This window comes from Flavobacterium sp. Leaf359, from assembly GCF_001423985.1.
In the GTDB taxonomy this organism is placed as follows: domain Bacteria; phylum Bacteroidota; class Bacteroidia; order Flavobacteriales; family Flavobacteriaceae; genus Flavobacterium; species Flavobacterium lindanitolerans.
This window is the reverse complement of sequence record NZ_LMPW01000011.1, coordinates 146,318-169,073: the sequence shown is the minus strand read 5'-3', so window position 1 is coordinate 169,073 and position 22,756 is coordinate 146,318. Positions and strand designations below refer to the sequence as shown.

Here is a 22,756-nt window from a genome sequence, read left to right as displayed (position 1 = left end):
AAAGCCAAAAGCTATGTTGCAATTAAATGTAAAAAACGAAACTTCAAGATTAAGAGCGGTAGTGCTGGGTTCTGCTGTAAATAACGGACCAACGCCAACTGCAGACGAAGCCTATGACCCAAAATCATTAGAACATATTCTAGCAGGAACCTATCCGGTAGAAAAAGATATGGTAGAAGAAATGGAAGCCTTTAATAAAGTTTTCCAGAAATATGATGTAAAAGTATACCGCCCGGAAATGATTGAAAATTACAATCAGATTTTTACAAGAGATATCGGGTTTGTTATTGATGATGTTTTTGTGAAAGCCAATATCCTTCCGGACAGAGAAAGAGAACTGGACGCTATTCAATATGTTATAGACCAGATTGACCCGAAAAAAGTGGTTCGGCCGCCGGATGAGGTGCATATTGAAGGAGGCGATGTAATGCTTTGGAATGATTATATTTTTATCGGAACTTACAAAGGATCGGATTATAAAGACTATATTACAGCACGTACCAATATGGAAGGTGTGAAGTATATCAAAGAATTGTTCCCGCACAAAAAAGTAAGGGAGTTTGACCTTGTCAAGTCAAAACTGGAAGCCAGAGACAATGCCCTGCATTTGGATTGCTGTTTCCAGCCGGTAGGAAAAGACAAAGGGATTATCTACAAGAGCGGTTTCCGTCAGGAATCGGATTATATCTTTTTGGTAAACCTTTTCGGTAAAGACAACCTTTTCCATATTGACAGGGACGAAATGTACCATATGAATTCAAACGTATTTTCTATTGCTGAAAATGTAGTGGTGTCCGAAAGGAATTTTACAAGACTGAACAATTGGCTTAGAAGCCAGGGATTTACTGTGGAAGAGATTCCTTATGCTGAAATTGCAAAACAGGAAGGCTTGTTGCGATGCTCAACCTTGCCATTGATTAGAGATTAATTTGTTTTGGAAAGCGTTTCTTATTGAAACAGAATAACCCCCAAAACGTTATACCAAAATATATGAAACAAACAACAAATTCCATTTTGATGATTCGTCCGGTAGCTTTCCGGATGAATGAACAGACGGCGGTAAATAATTATTACCAGAAGGTATTGGATGGACTGCATCCGGAAACTGTGAACGCTAAAGCACAGCAGGAATTTGATGCTTTTGTAGAGAAATTAAGAGCGGCAGGAATCAATGTGATTGTGGTAGAAGATACCAAAAATCCGGATACTCCCGATTCTATTTTTCCAAACAACTGGATTTCATTCCATGAAAACGGAGACGTAGCGCTTTATCCGATGTTTGCAGAAAACCGTCGTGAAGAGCGCCGCGAAGATATTTTAGATTTACTGGAAGACCAGGGTTACAGAATTGATAACATCGTTGACTATACCTCTGCGGAAGAAGATAATATCTTTTTGGAAGGAACGGGAAGCCTGTTGCTGGACCGTGCCAATGGAAAAGCCTATTGTGCCCTTTCGCCAAGAGCAGATGAAGAGCTCCTGATTGAATTTTGTGAAGATTTTGATTATGCCCCGGTTATTTTTGAAGCCTTTCAGACGGTAAATGGCGAGCGTAAATTGATTTACCATACGAATGTTATGATGTGTCTGGGAGAAACTTTTGCTGTTATCTGTGCAGATAGTATTGATGACAAGCAGGAACGAAAAATGGTATTGGATAACCTGAAGGCTGATGGAAAAGAAGTAATACTGATTACAGAAGACCAGGTTAATAATTTTGCAGGAAATATGCTGGAAGTAAGAGGCAAGGATGACAAGCGTTATCTGGTGATGAGTGCTGCGGCATACAAAAGCCTGAAACCGGTACAGATTGAAAAGCTGGAATACCATTGCGAAATCATCAGCTCCAGCCTTGATACCATTGAAGCTTGCGGCGGTGGAAGTGCAAGATGTATGATGGCTGAGGTATTTCTGCCAAAAGAATAGGTTATAATTGAAAAAAAAACACAAAAGCCTCGAATTTTCGAGGCTTTTGTGTTTTTTTTTATCTCAGCTATCTAATATGAATAATCTTTTTTTATTAGAAAATAGTATATGTTACGTTGTGAAAAACAATAATTCACATTATTTGTAACTAATTTTTATGTAAGAAATGTTTTGCTTTTATTAGTTAGTTGTTATATTTGAATATATTCATATTTAAATAAATTGTATTATGAGAAAAATTATTAATTACTTGGCTTTATGTTACATTTTTACTATTCTATTAAGTTTTAATTCTTGTGACAGTGATAGTGACACAATTATCATTAAGGATACAGTTAATAATATTACTATAGGTTATAAAACTATAGCGCCCAAAAATGTTATAGAAGTTGGAGATAATGGCGATGTGAAATTTTTAATAAAAAAAAGTATTCTGCTTAGTAATTGGAATCATAATTTGAAGCTACTTGAGAAAATCGATGCAAATTTAACAGACATAAGAGTTTTTAGAGAGTATGACAACTATTATATTCAAGCTATTGGAAAGGAGTGGACATCTACTATTTTGTTGCGAATCAATGAAAAAGTTGGGATAGGGGAAGGCATTTCATGTACGTCTAATATATGCTCGAATAGTAGTACCGAATGTGTTCCGAAACCTGATAAGAAATCTTGTACGGGTTGTGGTTTTAAGGTTGGAGATTGCACTAAAACAGTCACAGCTATAGCATTAATGGACGAAGAATTTACTTTACAAAAACCATGAGATGAACGATTTTTTACAGAAAGCCATTTTTACAATTGGCTTTTCTTTTTTTAGAGTGCTTTAGAATACTATCGTAGATTGTTTACATTTATAAGTTTCAGCCGTTTCATATGTTACACAGCCAACAAAATCTCTACAGCTCCAGCTAAATACAGAGTCGTAAATAAACAATTTTGGGAGGCAACCTTCATAGCCCTCACAGGCAATATAGAAATCAACATAGGTAAAAGTTTCCCCGTTGTAGGATTTATCCATATAAAGTTTCCCGTTGTCGTTAAACAAAAACCTAACAATATTTAAATGTCTGGATCTGGATGAAAGATTTATATAGTGGTACTCAATTTTTTTATCTCCCACTGTAAAATCTTTTTTGATTTCAAGATTATCGATGATTGATTCACCCTTGTAAAGCTTTTCATTTATCTGTTTGATAAACTCTGTTTTGTCAATTACCAATTTATATTCACCATCATTTATATAAGCTATAACTAGTTTTTTATCAAGGAGATTATTGTTTGGAACATGTTGTTTTACAGAACAACTGCTAAAAAAAAATAATATAGGCAACAATAAATAACGCATATAGTGTATATAAGATAGGTTTGTCATAATCCTTTTTTAAATAAGGATATTTTTGGCAGGCCATTTTTGAATATAACCCAATTTGTTTAAAACTAGATTGTTTTCAGGATGTTTACAACCGAACTGCTAATGTATTGTACACCTATGGCAATAACAATAAAACCAATGATTCTCGAAATGGCGACAATTCCGGAAGCTCCCAGAATTCGGGATAAATAATGGGCACTTCGCATTACCAAAAAGATAACGATAGCAACAGCTGCTATAGAAAGGCATACGATAATTTGTTCATTCAGATGCTGGTAGTCCTGATAAAGCGCAATCAATAAGGAGATAGAGCCTGGTCCGGCCAGCATTGGAATGGCCAAGGGTGTCAGCGCAATATCATTCCTGTTTTGGGCGTCGTTTTCTACTTTTTTATTGACCCCTCGTGTTTTGTTGAATCTACCCGAAAGCAATGCAAATCCTGAATTTAAGATAATAAGCCCTCCCGCAATTCGTAAGGCATCAATGCTGATTCCGAAGAAATTCAAAACATATTGGCCCACAAAAAAAGAAATGATGAGGATTATAAAAACGTTGATGGCTGTCCAGAGTGAAATTCTCGAGCGTTCTTCTTTGGTGTCTTGCTGGGTAAGCCCGACAAAAATAGGTATGGCACCGAGCGGATTGATAACTGAAAATAGCGCTGCAAATACATAAATGAAAATTTCCATAGTTTTTGTTGTAAAATTAGAATTGGAAATGCGGGATATAGTAAAGTTATAAATAAATTATTATTATCAAACACCGGGTTATATTTTGTCGGATATTTCAAGCAAGTTTTAGATTCATTATATTTGTATTTCACCCTTAACTTTTGCAAATGAATTTTTTTAAGAACTTTTTTACTATAATAGTACTTTTGATTAGCTTTCAAGGAGCTTATTCCCAGGTTTTGGAAGGCCATGTATATGATATGCAAAATAATGCCCTGCAGGCAGCAACCGTCTATTTGGATGGTTCAACCGTAGCGACGACGACAGATGCAGAAGGTTATTTTAAGATTAATGGTAATGCCAATAGCCGGGCTACTTTAATAGTCAGTTATATGGGATATAAAACCATACGGCTTGAAAATCCTTTCCAACATAAGAAAATAAAGGTTTTGATGGAAGAAGATGCCATCACAATGCCGGAAATAGTGCTTCAAAAAGGGCCTTTTACTCGAAAAGAAATGATGAAGGCGTTCAAGGAGCAGTTTTTGGGAAATACAAATGCAGGAAGCTCCTGTAAGATACTGAACGAAGATGACATCAATCTATATTATGATATTGCTACAAATACACTAAACGCCACTTCACACAAACCAATCAAGATAAAAAATTCCTATCTTGGTTATGAAGTCTTTTTTGAACTGGCAGACTTTAATGTGGTATACCGAAGAAGAAGCCTTTCGAGTTTTTCGATTGATAAAAGCTATTTTTCAGGAACTACATTTTACAAAGAATTGTCCCAATCTAAAAAAACGGACAAGAGAAGACTGGCTTCTTATCTGGGTTCCACTTCCCATTTTGTCAATACAATAGCTAATGAAAGCTGGGATAAAGAAAAACTGGCTCTTTTTGTAGACGGATTTAAGGTTGACCCGAAAAAATATTTCGAGGTAAGTGATACTTTAGGTGTTAAGAAAATTAAAGTTCTTAAAGAGCCGATGCAGCAGGTTCCGATATATAAAAAAGAATTTCCTGAAACAGCAAGGAAAGGAAAGACCATAACCATTGGTTCAAAACCTGAAATTACAGGTTATAATGAGGTTGAGGTGCCGTTTAATGTTCTGTTTGACAACAAACATCAATCCTTAGCCGATTTTACTGAGAAGGTTATTTTTGTAGACGAAAATGGAAACTACAGTCCGGTATATGGAGTGATGGTAGGAGGTTACATGAGCTCTTTAAAAGTAGGAGACATGCTTCCAATTGATTATTATCAATCTGTCAAAGGAAAATATTGATGTTATTGTTTTGATAAAAATCGTTTCTTTGCCCAAAAATTCAAGTAAATTTATAGTCTATAGACATATTCATGAAAAATAAAAAAACATTAGTATTGGGCGCTTCTTCTAATCCGGCGCGCTATTCGTATATGGCCATCCGAAATCTGACGGCAAAAGGGCATTCCGTAGTAGCGATAGGGCTTAAGGAAGAAGAAGTATTAGGAGTGAAAATCCAAACCAAGCAAATTCCTTTTACCAATGTCGATACGGTAACGCTATATCTGAATCCTCAAAGACAGAGGGATTATTATAATTATGTCGTTTCCTTATCTCCAAAAAGGGTGATTTTTAATCCGGGAACGGAAAATCCTGAGTTCTACCAATTACTCAAATTAAACAATATTCAGGTGGAAGTGGCCTGTACGTTAGTGCTGCTTTCAACAAATCAGTTTTAAAAAGAAAGGCCTGGAATTTCCAGGCCTTTCTTTTTTTAATGAATTCTTTCCGTACCAACTTTCGCGTCTTCGCGTCTTTGCGTGAAAATAATTGCTCGCAAAGGTGCAGAACCGCAAAGGATCAATAGTTTGATTAAAATCGTGTTTGCGTAGTTGCTTTTTTACTAATCAGCAATAATCCTAAAAAGGTTAGTCCTCCATTCAGGATAATCAATTCTTCGGCGAATTGATAATTTCCAAACAATTCTGTAGAATAAGAACTGATTAAGAAAGTAATGCCTGGTGCCAGTATACATATAATCGGAACAAATCGGTCATTGACAGTTTTGGTTTTCATAAATAATCCAAAAGAATACAAGCCTAACAATGGCCCATAAGTATAGGCGGCAACTTTGAAAATTAATCCGACGACAGCATCACTGTTTAAAAGATAAATGACAAGAATGACCAAAAACATCAGTAATGAAAACCCGATGTGGACAAGATGGCGGGTACGGACCATATTCGGGTTTGAAGCATTTTCTGCTTTATCCATTCCTAAAAAGTCAACACAAAATGAAGTGGTCAGTGCTGTCAATGCAGAATCGGTGGTTGCAAATGTTGCTGCTGTCAAACCCAATAAGAATACGATTGCGGGAACCAATGTCAGGTAATTGAAGGCGATTTCAGGGAAAAGAAGGTCGGTTCTGGGCTTTCCGGTGACAGCATCCAAAGGAACACTGATTCCATTTTTCTCTGCATACATATACAGCAAAGCACCCACACTCAGGAAAAAGATATTGATAACTACAAAAATCCCTGTAAAAGTAAACATGTTCTTTTGGGCCTCGCCTATGTTTTTACAGCTCAGGTTTTTCTGCATTAGGTCCTGGTCAAGTCCAACCATAGCCAGTGTCACAAATATACCTCCCAAAATCTGTTTCCAGAAATAATTGCTTTTCAGCCAGTCTTCAAAGAAAAATATCTTTGAATAACTGCTCTCTTTTACGGCTTCAAAAGCCTCTGGTAGGTTATAATCCAGGCTGCTGCAAATAAAATAGATAGTAAAAATAACAGAAGAAACCAGGAATAAGGTCTGTAGCGTATCGGTAATAATAATCGTTTTCAGTCCACCGCGATACGTATAAGCAAAAATCAATCCTAAAGAAATCAGTACCGTTACCCAAAAAGGGACGCCAAAGGCGTTAAAAACATAGCGTTGCAATACGATAACCACAAGATAGAGCCTTGCTGCAGAGCCAATTGTACGGCTTATTAAAAATATAGTAGCTGCCGTCTTATAGGCAACATGACCTAAGCGCTGTTCGATATAACTGTAAATTGAAGTCAGATTCATTCGGTAATACAGCGGAAGTAGTACTTTGGCAATGAGTATAAAACCAATAGCATTTCCTAAAACAAACTGAAAGTATTTGAACTGTATATCGGGTGAGCCAACCTGTCCGGGAACAGAAATAAAGGTCACGCCGGATAGTGCCGTTCCAATCATCCCGAAAGCCACCAAATACCATTTCGAATTCTTGTTAGCCTTAAAAAAGGCATCGTTTCCTGAATCCTTTTTACTGACGATATTTGAAATCAATATCAATATGCCAAAATAAATAATGATTATCAGGAGAATGGTAAGTGGTTTCATCTAAATTTGAGTTTATTGCAAAGCAAATAAAATTTACCCAAAAATAGCAATTAATCCCAGTTTTATCCTAAATTTGAAATAAATCAAAAAGAAAATTAGATGAGAAAAATCATTACTGCAATTGCCCTGTTTTTAGTTTCATATGCAGGATTTGCACAAGAAGATGCCGTTTCTGATGTCAAGATTGACATGAATTTCAATAAATCGCTTTTCCCAATGGCAGAAGGAAATATGTACATGTCAGCAGAACCTGTTGCCTTTATTATGGCAAATATGATGGCGCAAACTTATGAAGATGCAAAAGCAGAAATGCAGGCTATTTCGGAGGACAAAGATTTAACCGATGTAAAAAAAGGAGAACTGAAAGAAAAAGGGAAAGATATCCTGTATCAGACTGCCTTAATCAAGAATGACGATGGGCAAGACCTTGTTATGGAAATTTATGTCGTAAGAGTCGATAAGCAGAACACGATTATGGTTTCTGGTGGATATGATTTAAGAGCCAAGGAAACATTTAAGGATGAGATAAAAAAAGCGGCATTGTCTGCAAAGGCCGTAAAATAACCCTTTATAAAACAAACAAAAGCTTCCGGTTCTTCAGGAAGCTTTTTTGTTTAAAACAGTTTTGTCTCTGCTAAAAATCAGGACTCCGTTTAGTATATTTGCACTCTATGGAATTTTCTTCGAAACTTTTAGAAAAGGCAGTTTATGAGATGTCTCAATTGCCGGGAATTGGCAAGCGAACTGCATTGCGTTTGGTATTGCATTTGCTAAAGCAGCCAAAAGAACAGACGGGTTTGCTGTCGCAGGCACTTTTGACGATGCGGGAAGAAATCAAGTTTTGCCAGAGCTGCCACAATATTTCTGATGTTGCGGTGTGTGAAATCTGTTCCAATTCCAATCGCGACCATCAGTTGATTTGCGTTGTTGAAGATATCCGCGATGTAATGGCTATTGAAAATACCGGCCAATTCAGAGGGATTTATCACGTATTGGGAGGAAAAATATCTCCTATTGATGGCGTTGGCCCAAGTCAGCTGAACATTCCTACCTTGGTCGAAAAAGTCAAATCGGGAAACATCCGGGAACTGATTTTTGCCCTAAGTTCCACTATGGAAGGCGATACCACTAATTTTTATATCTACAAGCAGATTAAAGATTATGATGTAATAACTTCTACAATTGCACGGGGAATTTCTGTAGGCGATGAACTCGAATATGCTGATGAAGTCACGCTCGGGAGGAGTATCCTGCACCGTGTTCCCTTTGAAAATTCATTTAAAAATACGTAGATTGTTGTCATTTTCTAATTGAAGAACTCTATATTTGTTTACTAAAAAATTGATAATGAAGAAATCACTCCCGTTTCTTTCAATAGCAATAGTAATAGCTATTATATTTACCTCATGTGTGCCCAGCCAGGATTTGATATACCTTCAGAACAAGAACAATTCTGAAACGGCTTCTTCAGTCAATCCAGTTGTTGCAAAACCCTATAGAGTACAAACAAACGATATCCTGAGTATTAAAATTAAAGCATTGGATGCCGCTTTGGTAGAAATGTTCAATGCCACAGATGGAAATGTAAATAACCTGAACGAACAAAATTTATATTTTAACGGATATTCTGTTGACGACCACGGAAACATCAGGATTCCGGTTCTTGGCGAGGTGAAAGTTGTTGGGCTTACATTGGAAGAAATCCGGATTAAGATTGAAAAACAACTATTGGATGAATATTTCCACAAAGAAGCGAACATTTTTGTAAATGTAAAACTGACCGGTCTTCGTTATACCGTAAACGGAGAAATTGCATCGCCGGGAACAAAGGTATTGTTTCAGGAAAAAGTCAACGTAATGGAAGCGATTGCAAATTCTGGAGATATAACGATGGTGGGAAACAGGAAAGAAGTAACCATAATCCGCCAATATCCGCACGGAACAGAAATGCACACACTGGACCTGACAGATGCCAATGTCATGAAGTCCCCTTATTACTATATACAGCCCAATGATTATATTTATGTTAAGCCTTTAAAACAAAAATCCTGGGGAACCGGAACAACGGGAATCCAATCGCTGGCAACCGTTATTACCCTGATTTCTCTGGTTACCACAGCAATAGTGCTCATTAATAGATAATCAATACCATGCTTGACCCAAAGGACTTTTCATTTTTTGAAAATCAAAACAATTTCGATTTCAAAGGTTTCTTGATAAAAATATTGAGTTACTGGAAATGGTTTTTGGCGAGCCTTATTGTGTGTTTTGTTATAGCCTATCAGGTGAATATCCGTAAAGAAAAAATTTACGGAATGGAGAGCCTTATCGCCATCCGCGAAGAAAGCAATCCTTTTTTTACCTCAAATACGAGTTTGGTTTTTAACTGGGGAGGTACTTCAGATAAGGTGCAGACTATTATAACGACGCTAAAATCACGTTCTCATAATGAAATTGTCGTAGCCAAGCTTGAATACTACATTAAGTATTTTAAACAGGGAAAATACAACCTGATTGATGCCTATGGAGAAGCCCCGTTTAAGGTGGTAATTGACAAATCTAAAGGACAGTTGTCAGGAATTCCGATTAAGATAAAATTCCTGAATGCTTCAGAATATGAACTTTCGATTGCTTTTGAAAATGAAAGCGTCAATATTATCAACTATTATAACGACAGTCAAAGTCAGATTGCCGTTGCGATAGGAGACTACAGCAAAAGGTTTAAAGTAGGAGAACAGGTCAAATTGCCTTATTTGAACTGGAAACTGGAATTAAAACCCGATGCGAGTTCGTATGCCGGGAAAGAATATTTTGTGAGATTTGACAATTTCAATAGTGTCGTTAGCCAGTATCAGGGCATTAGCGTAGATAGCGATACCAAAGGCAGTTCTATACTAAAACTTGCCATGCAGGGAACGAATAAGGCCAGAATGGTCGATTATCTGAATACTACGGTTGAGGTATTGCGGAAAAATCAGTTGGACAGCAAAAACCAGTTTGCGATTAATACGATTGCCTTTATTGATAGTACGCTAATCAAAATGGAGGACCAGCTCAAAGGAACCGAAGGACAATTGAAGGATTTCCGCAGGGGCAAAAACGTTCTTGAACTGGAAGACGGAGGTGAAAAAATTTCCGAGAAACTGGCAGGGCTCGATATAGAAAAAGATGCCATTAACCGTAAAATAGCCTATTATAATACATTACGTTCGTATCTGAATAACAGTGTTGACTATTCAAAATTGCCGGCTCCGGCCGTTGCAGGAATTGATGACCCCAACATTGTGGGTAATGTTTCCCGATTAATAGCGCTTTCCATACAGCGTTCTGAAAAAGCATATGCCGTAAAGAATGACAGGTTTTTCAGGGACTTTGATAATGAAATGGAATCGGTCAAAAAAGTTCTTTTGGAAAACATTGCAGCGGCAAAAACGGTTATCCAGAATGATCTGGCATTGGTCAATGCTAAAATGGGTCAGGCAGAAAGCACCATAAAAAGATTGCCGGATGACCAGCAGGATTTATTGAAAATTACAAGAAAATATGATTTGGCAGAAAGTATATTCAATACTTTCCTGGCCAAAAGAAATGAGGCAAACATTGTCAAGGCAGCCAACCTGTCTGATATTCATTTTATTGATTCGGCAAAAGACACCGGCGGCGGATTAATTGGCCCGAAAACCAGCGTTAATTATGTGCTAGCCCTGTTTCTGGGATTGATGATTCCTTTGGTTGTTGTGTTTATCATTACGTTTATGGATAATAGTATCCATACTGTTGAAGACATCGCCAAACTGACCAAAATACCATTGTTGGGTGTTATTGGCAAAAAGAAAATGCCGAGCAATCTGGCTGTTTTTGAAAAACCAAAATCGGCATTGGCAGAATCTTTCCGTGCCGTCAGGTCATCGTTACAATTCCTGTATAAAAAACAAAATCTTTCAGGAGCAAAAACATTGATGCTGACTTCTTCCATCAGTGGGGAAGGGAAAACCTTCTGTTCCATAAACATTGCCACTGTTTTTGCGTTAAGTGAAAAGAAAACCGTCATTGTAGGTCTGGATTTAAGAAAGCCTAAAATATTTGGCGATTTTGACCTTGACAATAGTTTTGGAGTGGTCAATTATTTGATTGGACAGAAAACAGCAGATGAAATCATCCAGAAAACAAGGATATCGTATTTAGATGTCATTACTTCAGGACCTATTCCGCCCAATCCGGCAGAGCTTATTCTCGGCGAAAGCATGAAAGATCTTTTGGATGATTTGAAAAGAAAATACGATTATATTATTTTAGACACGCCACCGGTTGGACTGGTTTCTGATGCTTTGGAATTGGCCCAGTTTTGCGATGCTACGTTGTATGTCGTTCGCCAGAATGTTACCAAAAAAGGAATGCTGGCTTTGGTCAATGACAAGCACAAACGAGGAGAGCTGACCAATATAAGCATTGTCTTTAATGGTTATGAAAGCAAAGCCAGATATGGTTACGGTTATGGATATGGTTATGGCGATTACAGTAATGGTTATCACGATGAAGGCGAACCGGAAAATCGTTTTAAAAGACTTTTAAACAAATGGCTGAAAAAATAGCAAGACAGGAAAACGACTTCAATAACCAGCAATGGCTTTATGAAATAACTCCCAAAAGGAAACTGATTTCCTTTAATTTTGATGAAATCTGGAGGTATCGTGATTTGCTGATGCTGTTTGTAAAACGCGATATCGTGACCTATTACAAACAGACTGTTCTGGGACCGTTATGGTTTTTAATCCAGCCATTACTGACTTCTGTTATCCAGTTTGTGATTTTTAATAAAATAGCCCAGATTGAATCAGATGGAATCAATTATTTCCTGTTTGCTTTGGCTGGGAATACGCTTTGGTTCTATTTTTCGGATTGTTTTAAATCGACTTCAGATACTTTCAAAACCAATCAGAATATTTTCGGGAAGGTTTATTTTCCAAGGGTTATTATGCCCATATCCATAACCATATCTAATCTTTTAAAGTTTGGTATACAGTTTCTGTTTTTTATCTGTATGATGGCTTATTTCATAATGCAGGGCAAAGCAGTCATGCCGAATTGGGAAATCGTATTTACACCCATTCTCTTGATTTTGATGGCCTTAATTTCGCTTGGATTTGGGATGATTATTTCTTCCATGACAACAAAATACAGGGACCTGACTTTCTTGATTGGTTTTGGTGTACAGCTTTATATGTATCTTACTCCTGTAGTTTATCCTACTTCGTTAGTAGTAAAAAAATTAAAGCCTTATGGTTATGAAAACCTGGTGTATCTGAATCCGCTGACCAGTATTTTTGAGTTTTTCAAATATTCTTATCTGGGCAAAGGGGAGTTTACAACATTCGGTCTTGTTTATTCGGTGGTATTTTCAATCGTTATCTTTTTATTAGGCCTTATCGTTTTTAATAGAACGGAAAAGAATTTTATTGATACGGTTTAAGGCGAGGTCATTCTGTTTTTTACACTAAGAGGAATTTATAATATCAATTTGTATTAAAAAACTTTCCTTTCATTGCCTCCTTCTAAAAATCAAAATTTCCTAAGAAAAGTGAATTTTTTATTGTTTATTTGGTGCTATTGTGATATTAGCCAAATAATAGTGAGAGATATAACCAAAGAAGAAGTAGAGAAATTTTTAAGCGAGAATAACTTTGAATATGTTCCTAATCAAGGAGCAGTAAGTTTTCCCAAATTACAGAGAATATGCACTAGATTGAGTCAGGGCAAGGATTTAAGTTCTATAAAAGTTGCTGATGGCAAAATAATGGATGGACATCATAGATTTATATGTTCTAAATTATTAGGAGTTAAAATAGATATTGTTCCTGGTGCTAAAAATCATACAGATGTAGAATATAGATGGGAAACCATGGAGCTTCACTCAATAGACTATGATACCCAAGATGAAATAGATAATTATGTTAAAGAATTTGACCAGGAATAAAATAATTTGTTGAACGAAGTTTATGGGTAAAGAAAAAACATCTACCTTTGTAAGATGCTAATACTGTTGGATATAGATGGAGTAATGGTTCCTGCTAACTCTTGGAGAAAACCTGAATTTTTAGATGATGGTTTCCCTGTTTTTAGTAATGGAGCAACTAAAGCACTTCAGAAACTTATTTCTGAAACAAGTGCAAATATTCTATTGACCACTTCTCATAAATCAAAATACTCTATTGATAAATGGAGAGAAATATTTCTATTAAGAGGAATTGATGTTCAAAGTATTGATGTTTTGCCTGAAAATACTTTAGGATTAAACAGAAGAGAAGAAATAATGAAATGGATAGATATCCAAAAAGTACATAGTCATTACATCATTATTGATGATGATAAATCGCTAAATGCCCTACCAGGTTTTGTTAAAGCTAATCTTTTGCAAACAAGTGGTTCTATAGGATTAACAGAATATCAAGTAGAAGAGGTATTGGAAAAAATATCTGATATGGCATAAACCTTCAATTTTTTTTTATTATCCATAAATCATTTTACCGAGAAAAAAAGATATTTAGTAAATAAAAAAGCGGGGACATAGTCCCCGCTTTTTAGTTGTAACTAACCCAACCCTTAATTCGCTTTTGGCGACAGGTTGAATCTCAAGTAAAATTCATGCGTTCCGCTTGTTGCGCTTGCAATTTCATCTCGTAAGGAATGTTCATAAGCATACCCAAAATCAAACCAGTTGTTAACCTTTATGGTTGCCAATCCGTTGATGGCTTTGTCTGTTCTGTAGGCAACTCCAAGTCCAAACAGCTGTTTGTAAGTAACAACACCAGTAAGGTCCATTGAAACCGGAGCGCCGTTTACATAACGAAGCAAGGTAGAAGGCTGTAACATAAAGTTCTCATTCAGGATGATGTCATAACCACCACTTAGGTAAATATGAGGTCTGTCGGAAGCAACTGTTGCCACTCCGTCTTCATTTTTAGCACGCTGGGTGCTCAACATTTTTGGAGTAGAAAGCGAGACATAAAATTTCTTGTGCTTTAAATAAGCTCCAATACCGAAATTAGGATTGAATCGGTTGATGTTTACCAATGACGGGTCAGATTCTACATTATAGGTCTGTAATCCGTTCACGTTTACATCATAAAAATTTCCGCCCGCTTTTACTCCCAGGTACAGGTCAAGGGTTTCATTCAAAGGAACCAGATATGAGAAATCAGCAAAAACAGAAGTCTGTTTTTCAACGAATGTCTTATCGTTAATAATCGAAAGTCCGATTCCTAATTTTTTTCCTGTTGGCGTTCCAAAAGACACAGCCTGGGTTTCCGGAGCATCTTTTACTCCTGCCCATTGTGTCTTAAAGCTGCTTGAGACTATGGTTTCACCATCAGCCCCTGCATAAGCAGGGTTGATGATGTTCATATTGTTTCTGTAAAATGTAAAGCTGGTTTCCTGTTGCCCGTATGCATAAGCGGCAAAGAAAAATAACAGTACAGTGCTTAATTTATTGAGTGTTTTCATAATGATTGTCATTTTTATTTGTTCCTGATTATCGGGTTAAGTAAATCCATCCTTCATAAACAGGACTTCCGTTTCCTAAATCAATTTGGTAATAGTATGAGGATTCAGGCAGCGGGTTGCTGGAACCTTTATAATGACCATTCCAATCATTTTTGTATCCTTTGGCGCTGAATACTTCAGAACCCCATCGGTTAAACACTTTTATTACAGAATTTGGATAGTTGGTGATGTTGATAATCTGCCATGTATCGTTGATTCCGTCATTGTTTGGTGTAAATGCTTGAGAAATGTTGATTTCTGTCAAGTCGCAAACGTCTCCGATTCCGTCTTTGTCAATATCTTCCTGACCCGGGTTGTAGGTGTAAGGACAGTTATCGATATCGTTCGGAACACCATCGTTATCATAATCGTCGTCACAAGCATCGCCTATACCGTCATTGTCAGTATCGGTCTGGTCTGGGTTGTAAGTAAACGGACAGTTGTCAACAGAGTCTTCTATACCATCATTATCATCATCAGAATCACAATTGTCAGGAATACCGTCGCCGTCATTATCACCGAAAGTATTGATAACCGTTACTGCAGCCTCTGCCGATGAAACATTTCCATGAATATCCGTAACTGTCATTGTCACGAAATTAGTTCCTGTTTCACCACAATTGAATGCTGTCTGGCTTAGCGTAATTGAAGCAATGCCACAATTGTCTGAAGAACCGTTGTTAATGTCTGCAACCGTGATATAGGCCATTCCGTCAGCATCAAGAGAAATAGTCACATCTTGTGTGATTGCGAATGGAGCCATTGCATCCTGAACCGTTACTGTTGCTGTTTGAGTAGCAATATTTCCGTTAACATCGGTTACACTTAAGATTACCGTGTTGTTACCCACATTTGAGCAAGAGAAGTTAGTCTTGTCAAGTGTGTAGCCCGAGATACCGCAATTGTCTGTCGAACCATTATTGATTTGAGCAGGTGTGATAGTAGCCTGTCCGTTGATATCCAATTGAACCGTAATGTTCTGTGTAATTACTGTTGGAGCAACTGAATCAACAACTGTCACGACAGCGGTATTGGAAGCCGTGTTTCCGTTAACATCAGTCACAGTTAAGGTTACTGTGTTGGCGCCTACGTTTGCACAAGTGAAATCTGTAATGTCAAGAACATAGGTTGCGATTCCACAGCTGTCTGCTGAACCATTGTCAATCTGAGCTGCTGTAATTGAAGCCTGTCCGTTAGCATCCAGCTGAACCGTAATATTCTGCGTGATTACTGTTGGAGCAATAGTGTCTTCTACTGTTACTACAGCTGTTGCTGAAGAAGTATTTCCGCTGGCGTCAGTAGCTGTAAGCGTTACCGTATTGGCACCTATGTTAGTACAGTTAAATTCTGTAATGTCTAACGTATAAGTTGCAATAGTACAATTGTCTGTCGAACCATTGTTGATTTGAGCAGGGGTAATTGTAACCTGTCCGTTAGCCTCTAACTGTACTGTAATATTCTGCGTTAGAACAGTCGGGGCTATAACATCTTCTACAGTTACAATAGCTGTATTAGAAGCCGAGTTTCCATTTACATCAGTTACTGTCAATGTTACTGTATTAGCACCTGTATTTGTACAATTGAAATCTGTGATATCAAGAGTATACGTTGCAATGCCGCAATTGTCTGTTGATGCATTATTGATTTGAGCAGGCGTAATAGTAACCTGTCCGTTAGCATCCAGCTGAACTGTGATGTTCTGCGTGTTTACAATTGGATTAACCGTATCAATTACGGTTACAGTAGCGGTATTTGAAGCCGCATTTCCATAATTGTCAGTTACAGTCAGAGTTACAGTGTTGGCACCAACATTTGTACAATTGAAGCTTGTAATGTCCAGTGCATACGTTGCAATTCCACAATTGTCTGTCGAACCATTGTTGATTTGTGCAGGAGTGATTGTAGCCTGTCCGTTAGCATCCAATTCCACTGTAATGTTTTGTGTTCTTACAGTTGGAGCCATCATATCGGCAACAGTTATTATCGCGGTGGTAGAAGCATAATTTCCATTAACATCAACACCAAATAACGTAATCGTATTGGTCGTTCCTATGTCTGAACAGTTAAAGAAAGTGCGGGAAATACCCATTGTTTCGATAGCACAGTTGTCAAATGAACCATTATCCACATCAGCCGTTGTCAACGTATATTCACCATTGATGTTTAGGTGAACGGTTACGTTTTGAGCAATCATCGTTGGAAGGATGTTGTCTTCAACAGTTACCACAGCTGAGTTAGAAGCTGAATTTCCGTTCACATCAGTTACAGTTAATGTGACTGTATTTGTTCCAACATTTGTACAGTCGAAAGTTGTAGTGTCAAGAACATAAGTAGCAATCGTACAGTTATCAAATGAACCATTGTTGATTTGAGCCGGTGTAATTGACGCCTGTCCGTTTGCATCTAACTGAACTGTGATGTTCTGTGTAAGAACAGTTGGGTTGATGTTGTCTTCCACTGTTACTACAGCTGTATTTGAAGCCGAATTTCCATGGATATCGGTTACAGTCAGTACTACGGTATTCGGACCTACATTAGCACAGTCAAAGCTGGTAATGTCTAAAGTATAGGTAGCAATCGCACAATTGTCTGTAGATACATTGTTAATCTGAGCCGGCGTAATTGTAGTCTGCCCGTTAGCGTCTAATTCAACCGTAATGTTTTGTGTTAGAACAATAGGAGCAAGTACGTCTTCAACAGTTACTACTGCCGTATTTGAAGCGGAATTTCCGTTTACATCGGTTACAGTAAGCGTTACCGTGTTGGTTCCTACGTTTGTACAGTCGAAAGCTGTAATGTCAAGAACATACGTAGCAATTGCACAGTTGTCTGTTGAAGCATTGTTGATTTGGGCAGGAGTAATTGTCGCCTGTCCGTTAGCGTCTAATTCAACCGTGATGTTCTGTGTAAGTACAATAGGGGCAATATTGTCTTCAACTGTTACTACTGCCGTATTTGAAGCGGAATTTCCGTTCACATCGGTTACAGTAAGCGTTACCGTGTTTGCACCCATATTTGTACAGTCGAAAGCTGTGATGTCGAGAACATACGTAGCTATTGCACAGTTGTCTGTAGAAGCATTGTTGATTTGGGCAGGAGTGATTGTAGCCTGTCCGTTAGCATCCAATTGTACAGTGATGTTCTGTGTAAGTACAATAGGAGCAATATTGTCTTCGACTGTTACTACAGCCGTATTCGAAGCGGAATTTCCGTTCACGTCCGTTACAGTAAGCGTTACCGTGTTTGCACCCACATTTGTACAGTCAAAAGCTGTAATATCAAGTGTGTAAGTAGCAATTGTACAGTTGTCTGTCGACGCATTGTTGATTTGGGCAGGAGTGATTGTCGCCTGTCCGTTAGCATCCAATTGTACAGTGATGTTCTGTGTAAGTACTGTTGGAGCAATAACATCTTCTACGGTTACAACAGCCGTATTTGAAGCCGAATTACCGTTAACATCGGTTACAGTAAGCGTTACTGTATTTGCACCCACATTTGTACAATCGAAAGATGTTACGTCAAGTGCATAAGTAGCAATTGCACAGTTGTCTGTCGATGCATTGTTGATTTGAGCAGGAGTGATAGTCGCCTGTCCGTTAGCATCCAACTGAACTGTGATATTCTGTGTAAGAACAATCGGAGCAATCAAATCCTGTACGGTTACAATAGCCGTATTTGAAGCCGAGTTTCCGCTGGCATCAGTTCCGGTTAAAGTTACCGTATTGGCACCAATGTTTGTACAGTCAAAAGAAGTAATATCCAGCGCCAATGCTGTGATAGCACAATTATCAAAAGAACCATTGTTGATTTGGGCCGGAACAATTGTAGCCTGTCCGTTAGCATCCAGTTGTACAGTAATGTTTTGAGTAAGGATAGTTGGGTTTGTAGTATCCTGAACGGTTACAACTGCCGTTGCAGTTCCTACGTTTCCGTGAATATCGGTTACAGAAAGTGTTACCGTATTGGCTCCGGTTTCAGAACAGTTAAAAGTAGTCTTGCTTAAAGCATAAGAAGCAATACCGCAATTGTCTGTCGAACCGTTATTGATTTGAGCAGGTGTTATTGTTGCCTGTCCGCTTGCGTTTAGCTGTACGGTAATGTTTTGCGTAATTACGTTAGGTGCCATAACATCTGCCACAGTAACTACAGCCGTAGCAGCACCCAGGTTACCCGAAGGGTCATTTCCAAAAAGCGTAATCGTAAAGCTTTGACCTACATCAGCGCAGGTAAACAAAGCCCTGGTGATTCCAAGATTGGAAATACCACAATTATCATAAGAACCATTGTCAACTTCTGAAGGAACCAGATTGTAAATTCCGGCCGCATTCACGTTTACAGTGATGTTTCTGGTAATGATTGTTGGGTTAGTAGTATCCTGAACCGTTACCACTGCAGTTGAAGAAGAAGTATTTCCGCTGGCATCTACAGCCGTTAATGTTACAGTATTTGGCCCTAAATTCGAACAATTGAATGTATTCGGGCTTACGGTTAAGGAGGTGATTCCAACGTTGTCGAAAGAACCATTATTCACTTGCGCCGGAGTTATCGATACTTGTCCGTTAGCAGCAATAGATACCGTAGTGTTTTGCGTAATTACTGTTGGAGCAATATTATCAATAACTGTAACAGTTGAAGTTGCCGTGCCAACATTCCCTTTCACGTCTGTAACTGTAAGAGTTACGGTGTTTGTGCCAAGATTAGTGCCATTGAAAGTTAATGGAGAAGCAGTAATACTTGCAATACCACAATTATCAGACGAACCGTTGTTGATAGCGGCAGCGGTAGTAGTAGCCTGACCGTTTGTTCCTAAATAAACAGTAAGATTTTGTGCAACAGCAGTTGGATTCACTGTATCGTCAAAAGTAACGGTGAATGTTCGTGTTGATGTTGTACCGTCACCGTCTGTAGCTCTTAAAGTTACGGTTGAGGTTCCGAATTGTCCGGAAACCGGAGTGAAGTTTACGGTTCTGGTTGCTCCCGTACCTGTAACTGTGATGTTAGCTAAAGGAAGCAACGCCGTGTTGGTAGAACCTGTTGCCTGAAGCGAAATGTTTGCTACAGGAGATTCGCTATCTGCTACGGTAACATTCACAGAACCTGCAGTATTGTAGCAATAGCTCTGGTTAGCTACCGCAGAAATAGTAGGAGGTGTACTTACAATTGAGGTTAAGCAATATCCGTTAAAACGTACTCTGTGTTCGTTTACTGAACCACCTGTGGCAGCCGTAAAGCCCCAATATGCATATTGGTTTCCTAAAACCGCATTTGGAATATCGATTACGGTATTGAAGATTACCGTACCTTCATAAGTCACCTTAAGCGTTTTTGAAGAAGCAATCCATTCAAAAACGGCATCGTGCCAGTTGCCATCCTCAATTTGACCTGCATTGTAATAAGGAGCAAATTCTGAATGTGCAGAAATACTCGCTGCCAATCCATTTTTTACGATCGCAATATGGTCATTCGAAATAGGGTCTGCACCCGGATTATAATAGGTGTCAAATTCTACTGCAAGAGAAGGGCTAATTCCTTGATAGCCAAGTCCGCCTCCTGAAACTCCCTGGTTAGAAGATAAAGGCTGCAGAACGAAAGCCAATCCATCGGCACCTGAATCGGATGCACCAAAATAAAGCTGCGTACTGATTTTGAAGTTTTCATTCAGGTCAAGTCTCGCTTTACCCCAAACGGTACCGTAAAGGTTGCCAAGGCTTTCTGTAAGGCGTACTTCATTTCCGGTCAATAACGCGTTTCCGTTTGTAATAACGTCTGATGCGTTAAAGGTATTACAAGGAGTAATGTAAATTGAGAAGCTTGTTGTTGCTGTACAGCCATTGTTGTTTGCTGTAACTGTATAGCTTGCCGTAGACTGTGAACCGGTTGGAGTTCCGGTAATGGTTCCATTGGCAGTATTAAATGTCAATCCTGCCGGTAGTGCCGGAGTAATGCTCCAGTTTGTACTTGCTCCGCCAGTGTTGATAGCCGCAATAGGTGTAATAGTCTGGCTTTGGTATAAATTATAGGTAGCCGATGCATACGATATTACAGGGAACTGGTTAACGGTTACTGTGAAAGTTGTAGTAGCCGTAGCACCTAATTGGTCTGTAACTGTAAGTGTTATCGTAGCTGTTCCGTGCTGGTTGGCTGCCGGAGTAACAGTAACTGTTCTGTTAGCACCTGTACCCGCCACTACTATGTTTGCATTTGGAACCAAAGTAGTGTTGGAAGAGCTTCTTGTAACGGTTAAACTTGCTGCCGGAGTTTCCACATCAGCCACCGTAAAGGCAAGTGCAGTAGTTGCTGCATTGGCACAAACAGACTGATTGGCAACAGTTGAAATGGTAGGGTTATTATTAGCCACAGTAGTAAATGTAACCTGTGGTCCATAACCTGTACCTACAGAGTTGGTAGCATAAGCCCTGACATAGTACGTAGTACCTGCATTCAATCCTGCCATCGCACTCGTGAATGTGCCCAAACCAGAACCGTCTGTAGTTCTGCTGTTGGCAATAGTTGGATTTGCAGTCGTACTCCAGCAAATACCTCTTTCAGTAACGGCCTGACCGCCATCTGAACCTACAGTTCCTCCGGAAGAAGCCGAGTTTGCCGTAATGGCACTGGCAGTTGTCGTGGTAGTGACATTCGGAACAGTATAAGCTAATGTTGTGAATGAGGTGTGGTAAATCGTTGAATAAGCAGGAACGGCGTCGCGCGTTACAAAATACAATTCATAAGTTGTATTTGGCGTCAGTCCCGAAATAGGGAAAGGCACTTCAACATTGGCAGGCATAGCAGATGAGCCATGTGCCACAGGCGTAACAGAACCATAAGTGGTACCTGCCTGGATTTGGGCTTCGGTTGGTGCTGGCGAACCTTGAGGAACGACAACATAATAACCGTTTACAGCATTTTGTGAAGTAGAATTAAAAACAGCCGATGTGTAAGTGATATTGTTTACAGCACCACTTGCCTGAGCTACATCTTCAATAATATCGTCAATATCTGCAATTGTTCCTGCAGCATAATACCATGTAAAATCATCACTGGCGTTTACAGCCAGGTTGTTGAAACGTACATAAAAACCATACGAACCATCCGTAGTTCCGGAGTTCACTACAGAAGTTGCCGGGTTTTGGTTAATGACATTGTTCCAGTCACAACAAGAGTTTACTATTGTATTACCTCTTGGAGAATTGGAATAAAAAAGAATAGCCTCATCATTATTATAAATTTTTAATGCGGCAGAAGGCTGAGAAGCTACAGTGTTTAATACAAAGGCTCCGTTTACAAGATTTCCTTTTTGTTTGATGTTACTGTCTGTCAAACCGACAAAGTCATCCCGGGTTCCTACCCAAATTCTGACATTGCTGATAGGTGCAGCGCTGACATTCTTAACTTTTACTTTTACCTCGATATAACCGGCATTTTGTAAAAGAGTAAAGGTGTTTTCGACTTCAAGAAGCGAACCGCCAACATTGATGTTTCCTTTTGAAACCACCTTGCCATATCCGTTTGGAGCGGTAGTAAAGGTGAAACCCGAATAATCTATAGTTTGATTAGTCAATGCAGGGTTTTGAACGATTGTTCCGTATGTGTTCCATTCATTGGTTCCATCTCCTCCAACAGCATAGGCATTGTCAAGAGCATAATTGCTGTAGGTTAATTTTCTCCATTGCGCAGCAATTGAATTGTAATAAAAAGGCTGCTGCATATTTCCCGAATTGTTAATGGAATTTTCTGACCCATTACCAACACGCAATTTGTTGTTATTGATGACTCTCGTCTGAGCTTCTGTAAAAGAAGGTATCAGTAACATGAGTACAGGAACAATCAATAAAATTGCCTGGGATAATTTTTGAAAGTAATTTTTATTTCCCATT

At 38.5% G+C, this 22,756-nt stretch carries 17 protein-coding genes; 12 read left to right on the top strand and 5 right to left on the bottom strand.

The genetic code is table 11. From position 1 onward, the window contains the following. The first annotated feature begins 13 nt into the window (after positions 1 to 13). The 3 genes from ASG38_RS07570 (at position 14) to ASG38_RS07560 (ending at position 2,692) form a co-directional block, all read left to right on the top strand. Positions 14 to 928 carry a dimethylarginine dimethylaminohydrolase family protein gene (locus tag ASG38_RS07570; protein ID WP_056068769.1) on the top strand — a complete coding sequence of 305 codons (915 nt, stop codon included), beginning with the start codon at positions 14 to 16 and terminating at the stop codon, positions 926 to 928. 62 nt (positions 929 to 990) lie between these two features. Continuing rightward, on the top strand, positions 991 to 1,926 hold the full coding sequence (gene ctlX / locus ASG38_RS07565) for a citrulline utilization hydrolase CtlX (RefSeq protein ID WP_056068767.1): 936 nt from the start codon (positions 991 to 993) through the stop codon (positions 1,924 to 1,926). Positions 1,927 to 2,155: 229 nt separating this feature from the next. Beyond that, a complete protein-coding gene (locus ASG38_RS07560) occupies positions 2,156 to 2,692 on the top strand; it encodes a hypothetical protein (protein WP_056068765.1) in 537 nt (178 codons plus the stop codon). 60 nt (positions 2,693 to 2,752) lie between these two features. Here ASG38_RS07560 and ASG38_RS07555 read toward each other — a convergent pair whose 3' ends face one another. Beyond that, positions 2,753 to 3,301, bottom strand: coding sequence for a hypothetical protein (locus ASG38_RS07555; RefSeq protein WP_157486096.1), 549 nt, complete (start codon positions 3,299 to 3,301; stop codon positions 2,753 to 2,755). Between the two features lie 65 nt (positions 3,302 to 3,366). Then, on the bottom strand, positions 3,367 to 3,990 hold the full coding sequence (locus tag ASG38_RS07550; protein ID WP_056068761.1) for a MarC family NAAT transporter: 624 nt from the start codon (positions 3,988 to 3,990) through the stop codon (positions 3,367 to 3,369). Between the two features lie 149 nt (positions 3,991 to 4,139). Between ASG38_RS07550 and ASG38_RS07545 the strand changes: the two genes are divergently transcribed. Further along, complete coding sequence (locus ASG38_RS07545) at positions 4,140 to 5,267, top strand: carboxypeptidase-like regulatory domain-containing protein (protein WP_056068760.1); 1,128 nt, start codon at positions 4,140 to 4,142, stop codon at positions 5,265 to 5,267. Positions 5,268 to 5,338: 71 nt separating this feature from the next. After that, positions 5,339 to 5,704, top strand: a complete 366-nt coding sequence (locus ASG38_RS07540) for a CoA-binding protein (RefSeq protein ID WP_056068758.1) — start codon at positions 5,339 to 5,341, stop codon at positions 5,702 to 5,704. Between the two features lie 133 nt (positions 5,705 to 5,837). On the opposite strand, the gene ASG38_RS07535 is transcribed toward ASG38_RS07540, so the two are convergent. Then, positions 5,838 to 7,340: a sodium:solute symporter gene (locus ASG38_RS07535; RefSeq protein WP_056068755.1), complete on the bottom strand. Its 1,503-nt coding sequence runs from the start codon at positions 7,338 to 7,340 to the stop codon at positions 5,838 to 5,840. A gap of 99 nt (positions 7,341 to 7,439) precedes the next feature. Between ASG38_RS07535 and ASG38_RS07530 the strand changes: the two genes are divergently transcribed. From ASG38_RS07530 to ASG38_RS07500, 7 genes are all read left to right on the top strand, one after another. Next, positions 7,440 to 7,904 carry a hypothetical protein gene (locus ASG38_RS07530; protein WP_056068754.1) on the top strand — a complete coding sequence of 155 codons (465 nt, stop codon included), beginning with the start codon at positions 7,440 to 7,442 and terminating at the stop codon, positions 7,902 to 7,904. A 107-nt stretch (positions 7,905 to 8,011) separates the two neighbouring features. Continuing rightward, a complete protein-coding gene (gene recR / locus ASG38_RS07525) occupies positions 8,012 to 8,632 on the top strand; it encodes a recombination mediator RecR (RefSeq protein ID WP_056068752.1) in 621 nt (206 codons plus the stop codon). Positions 8,633 to 8,687: 55 nt separating this feature from the next. Then, on the top strand, positions 8,688 to 9,482 hold the full coding sequence (locus ASG38_RS07520) for a polysaccharide biosynthesis/export family protein (protein WP_056068749.1): 795 nt from the start codon (positions 8,688 to 8,690) through the stop codon (positions 9,480 to 9,482). Between the two features lie 8 nt (positions 9,483 to 9,490). Continuing rightward, on the top strand, positions 9,491 to 11,932 hold the full coding sequence (locus tag ASG38_RS07515) for a tyrosine-protein kinase family protein (RefSeq protein ID WP_056068747.1): 2,442 nt from the start codon (positions 9,491 to 9,493) through the stop codon (positions 11,930 to 11,932). Further along, a complete protein-coding gene (locus ASG38_RS07510) occupies positions 11,917 to 12,810 on the top strand; it encodes an ABC transporter permease (protein WP_056068745.1) in 894 nt (297 codons plus the stop codon). Before ASG38_RS07515 ends, ASG38_RS07510 begins: the two co-directional genes overlap by 16 nt. 159 nt (positions 12,811 to 12,969) lie before the next feature. Beyond that, positions 12,970 to 13,314, top strand: a complete 345-nt coding sequence (locus ASG38_RS07505) for a hypothetical protein (RefSeq protein ID WP_157486094.1) — start codon at positions 12,970 to 12,972, stop codon at positions 13,312 to 13,314. A gap of 54 nt (positions 13,315 to 13,368) precedes the next feature. Next, positions 13,369 to 13,827 carry an HAD domain-containing protein gene (locus ASG38_RS07500; RefSeq protein WP_056068741.1) on the top strand — a complete coding sequence of 153 codons (459 nt, stop codon included), beginning with the start codon at positions 13,369 to 13,371 and terminating at the stop codon, positions 13,825 to 13,827. 113 nt (positions 13,828 to 13,940) lie between these two features. Here the strand turns inward: ASG38_RS07500 and ASG38_RS07495 are convergent, their stop codons facing one another. Both ASG38_RS07495 and ASG38_RS07490 read right to left on the bottom strand, forming a co-directional pair. Beyond that, entirely contained in the window at positions 13,941 to 14,840 is a 900-nt protein-coding gene (locus tag ASG38_RS07495; protein ID WP_162239673.1) for a type IX secretion system membrane protein PorP/SprF, read from the bottom strand. Positions 14,841 to 14,868: 28 nt separating this feature from the next. Then, positions 14,869 to 22,755: a gliding motility-associated C-terminal domain-containing protein gene (locus ASG38_RS07490; RefSeq protein WP_056068738.1), complete on the bottom strand. Its 7,887-nt coding sequence runs from the start codon at positions 22,753 to 22,755 to the stop codon at positions 14,869 to 14,871. Position 22,756 lies beyond the last annotated feature (1 nt).